Annotated in this window: 3 protein-coding genes; all 3 read right to left on the reverse strand. The window is 36.6% G+C overall.

The window, feature by feature from the left end:
• Nucleotides 1-446, reverse strand: a 446-nt coding sequence (locus tag RMR19_RS04160; RefSeq protein WP_310602237.1) for a hypothetical protein, incomplete at its 3' end; no start/stop codon positions are given.
• 33 nt (nucleotides 447-479) lie between these two features.
• On the reverse strand, nucleotides 480-2,951 hold the full coding sequence (locus tag RMR19_RS04165; RefSeq protein WP_310602238.1) for an alpha-L-arabinofuranosidase C-terminal domain-containing protein: 2,472 nt from the start codon (nucleotides 2,949-2,951) through the stop codon (nucleotides 480-482).
• On the reverse strand, nucleotides 2,902-3,852 hold a 951-nt coding region (locus RMR19_RS04170; RefSeq protein WP_310602239.1), incomplete at its 5' end, for a glycoside hydrolase family 43 protein. The genes RMR19_RS04170 and RMR19_RS04165, both read right to left, overlap by 50 nt.

Raw genomic sequence — 3,852 nt, forward strand, 5'->3', positions numbered from 1 at the left:
TCTGTTGTTGCTTTTGCATTGAGTGATGTTTCGCTTACATTTCCAGTTGTATGCATCCCTGCACTCTCAGATAATATATAAATGTTTTTAATAAATTTATCTGTTGTCTGCTCTGCATACAATTTATTCTTTATGGAATCATAAACAATCTTACTTTCTCCTTGCTTACTGCTCGACTGATATAGTCCATTATAATAATTTCGTATCTCTTCATCTAATAGATATTGATTCGCTGTAGTTTTCACACCGTCAAGACCGAAATCAATATAGTTCGTTGTCATAAGCAATGCTTGTTCGCTAGACTGCGTGTATTTCGTTACTAATGCACTCGCCGCTTTTTGATATGCCGTAATACCCACAATTACAATAAAGCTAACGGGAATTAAGAATGCAATGACTATCTTAGATATTATACTTTTATAGAATTTTACTTTACCCTTCTTCATCTCTACCCCTCCATTCTGGTGGTTATTGATGCCTTAGATTTTCTCTTCACACTCTAGTCGGAACACAATAAAAGATTCTGCTGGAACTTTGTACTGTATTCTGCCTTCTACTGCAACCCCATTCTCTTCAAGAGGTTTCACTTTATCGATACCAAGTTCATTACAATCCCTTCTCTCATAGCCACTCATAACATAGGCTGTGTAATTCCATGTTTTTGTACTACTTAGAATTGCTTCAAATGCTTGTTCTTGCTTTTTCAAATTCACTACTTTTACAATAACATCTCCACTTTCCTTCTCAATGCTGGAACTGCAATATAACGGTTCTACTAATAAATGATCTCGTTCCACATCTTGATATAATACACCATCTGCATATACTTGAATCTTTCTTCCATTTACAATGATTTTCACATCATAGACACGATTTCGTTCTACAGGGAATGGATATTGACACATGCAGATTTGTTTGCCATCTATGATTTCATTTACTGCACTATTGGCGTTGTTCCAACCACCGAAGCTTACATTCATCATATTGCCATTCTCTTTTTCCGCAAAGCATGCAAGGAATCCTACGCCCTCTTCGGATACTTGTTTTGCTTGAAAGGAAATAGAGTATGCCTTTTCGTTAACTTCACAAACTGTTACTTCAGGTGTTTCCGCATTAATGCTACACGCTTCCATAGTTGCAAATTCTACACCACTCTCAGTAGCAACTTTTATATTCGTATACTCTACCTCTGAGCGGATACCTTTTAGTGTTACTTTACCTACAGTCATCTCTCCATCTGGTGTCCAGTCTTCCACTGGCAAATCGGTCTCTATCTTTATATCTAACAAATCGTCACCTTGATGATTCATGAATAACTTCTGTACATAATAACTTGGTGTCAATAGTAATTGATGATTGTCATACCAAATCATGTTTGCATCTCTCCAGTTGACATAGTCAACATTCGCTAACATTGGTGCATAACATGCAAGTGCAACCTTATCACAGTTTCTCTCTAATCCAATCATGTAGGAAGCTTCCGTCAAAGCGTTATACCATAGATTTCCTTCTGATGCATATTCCCCTAAGAATACTTTCGGATCTTCTGGATTATAGCTATCATATCTATGATGGTTTGCAACAAACCATTCTGGTGCTTGATAGTAATGCTCATCTATCATATCCGATTTTAATTCTCTTGCTGATTTCCAACCTGCTTCAAAATCTCCACCAGAACAGAAAGGCCCAGCAGAATTGATTATCTTAATATCTGGATTTTTCTCTCTGATTGCCTTGTGCATAATCGCATATCGTTCAAAGAATCCTTGTCCTTGCTCTTCATTACCAATTGCAAGATATTCCAGATTAAACGATTCGGGATGTCCCATATCGCTTCTGATTTTCCCCCATGTTGTACTCGTATCTCCGTTGGCGAATTCAATCAAATCCAATGCTTCGTCAATCCATTCCTGCATCTCGGAAAGTGGTGCACCGATTTGTGTATGTGGGTCAAATCCTGCTGGGATTACAGGAAGTGGTTTTGCTCCGATATCTTCACAGAATTGAAAATATTCGAAGAATCCAAGTCCTAATGTTTGATGATATCCCCAGCTTGCTCTCTTTGGATATCTCTTCTCCACCTCTCCGATTGTTTTCTTCCAACGATACATAGAATGTCTGTCTTCTGCATCCACCGTACCACAATGCACTAGGCAACCACCTGGAAATCTCATGAATTTTGGTTTCATATCTGCTAATGCTTGCGCAATATCTTTTCTCAAACCATTTTTACGACGACAAAATGTTTCCTCTGGGAATAAGGATACGTAGTCTAAATATACCTCTCCCGCTTTTGGAAGTGTCAAGCGAAGACTACATTCATGGTCAGTGCATGAAGATGAGAGTACAACTTCGTATTTATTCCAATCTTCTGATAATAGAATTTCCTGTTCTGAAATTAGCGTATTATCTTTATTGTACAAGCCTGCGGTTAATACATTGGTATTACTTGTATCTGTATTGTTTTTGTCTGTATTATTTTCATCTGCATTTTCTATATTTTCATTTTTTATATCTTTATTCTTTGCATAGCATGTTAATAGATAGTTTTGATTTTCCTGTAGATTAAGCCCTGCATTAAAACCTTGGTTCTGCATTCCACAGCCCGCTGTATTTACTTTCATACGGATATAGTGATGTTGTTTTTTATCTTCTCTTTCTTCTTCGATTACTTCTAATGCAACATCTGTTTCTTCACCTACTGCACTCCATCCAGTAAGATGCGTATAACTTTCATTATCTTCTGGTGAAAATTCAAAGCTTCTGTTTCGAAGCATCTCTGCGTACAATCCACCATCGGCAGCATGGTTCAAATCTTCAAAGAATAATCCAAACAGATCTCCCATTGGGCTTACTTTATTGTCTACATCAATATGTACTTTTATATTTGTTGAATGTTCCTTATTCTGCATACCAATATTTCCTCCAATCGTAGTTTTTGATTCTTTCATAATCGTCCATGTCTATTGTAAGAATAGTTCCATGTTTGAATTTATAAGGGAAGGAAAATGCTTCTTCAGAGCGTACAAATTTACCACTTGCTATATCTTCTGATATAAAAGGTACATACCCTTGATTCGGCCCAGTTTGTCCATAATAGTCAAGGAATAGACACCATCTTCCATCTTCTAATTTTACTGCGGTAGGTGCTTCATACATTCCAATCTCTACGTCAGCCATACTCTCATCAAAGGCTTCCATTCTCTCCCATGGTCCTACTGCATGATTCGAACGAAGCATGATAATCTTCGATGGATTTCTCTCGCTCTTAACAAACATATAGTATGTTCCATCTTCTTCATAAATTGCTGAATCAATAATTCCACTATCTTCTTTTTCATATAATACTTCTGGTTTTGTATATTCTATAAAGTCGGTTGTTCTACTATAGTAAATCTTCTTAAATCCATAGTTATTGCTCTTATGGCTTGATGACCAGTGAATAACATAATTCTCGTTTTCTTTATCATAGATGATATCTGGTGCCCATAAGCAACCATAGTTCTCATCAGCAAGACTTACTAATCTTTGTTCTGACCAATCTACTAAATTGTCTGACTCCCATACAGAAAAGTTCTTACTGCCCTTTTCTCCTGCGTTTTTCCATGAGTTTTGGTATTGGTTTCTCATTCCATAGGATAGACTTAAATCGGTTGCAAAGATATAGTATCTTCCTGTACTATCATTTCTCTTTATTGTAAAATCTCTTACGCCCTTATCTCCATAATATGCCCACAGTACTGGCAGTCCTTCGTTTAACTCTTCCCACTTCATTCCATCTTTACTTATTGAAAAATAAACTTGTTCTCCATCTGGTGTTGTTTTCTCTTTAAAATGTACAAATAAATATGC

The sequence above is a fragment of the Anaerosporobacter sp. genome (genome assembly GCF_031551385.1).
In the GTDB taxonomy this organism is placed as follows: Bacteria; Bacillota; Clostridia; order Lachnospirales; family Lachnospiraceae; genus Anaerosporobacter.

What these genes read in the sequence shown, in the direction of transcription:
- RMR19_RS04165 (WP_310602238.1), bottom strand. Translation starts at nt 2,951, where the DNA reads ATGAAAGAATCAAAAACTACGATTGGAGGAAATATTGGTATGCAGAAT.